General features: G+C 60.8%; 1 protein-coding gene. It reads right to left on the bottom strand.

The features are described 5' to 3' along the window. Positions 1 to 605 (bottom strand): AMP-binding enzyme (locus tag AC3WQS_RS31335; RefSeq protein WP_492713605.1); only part of this gene is annotated, 605 nt, incomplete at both ends.

Below are 605 nucleotides of genomic sequence, written 5' to 3'. Positions count from 1 at the left end.
CCAACACGCTCAACGCCCAGAACATCCGCAAATGTCTGCGCCACAACCTCTTCCACCACCGACGTCGGAGCCCGGAACACCGCAACCTGCAACGACGGAACCGGCAACGCCCGACGATCCAACTTCCCGTTCACCGTCAACGGAATCGCATCCAACACCACAAACGCCGACGGCACCATGTACTCCGGCAACAACGAACCCACCGACACCCGAAGATCGTCGACCGAAACGCTCACACCCGCAGCCGAAACCACATACGCCACCAACCGCTGATCACCCGGAGAATCCTCACGAACAACCACCGCCGTCTGCGCCACCGACACATCCGCCAACACCGCAGACTCGATCTCACCGATCTCGATCCGGAACCCACGGATCTTCACCTGATCATCCGCGCGACCCAGATACTCCAAATCACCAGCACTGTTCCACGACGCCACGTCACCCGTGCGGTACAACACCTCACCAGCAGCAAAAGGACTCGCCACAAACCGCGTCGACGTCAACCCCGCCTGACCCAGATAACCCCGAGCCAACTGCACACCCGAGACATACATCTCACCCGCGACACCAACCGGCACCGGAGCCAAACGCGTATCGAGCAC

The sequence above is a fragment of the Rhodococcus sp. FW305-130 genome (genome assembly GCF_058788335.1).
Note: the sequence above shows the minus strand (reverse complement) of the source record. Positions and strands in the feature narration are given on the sequence as shown.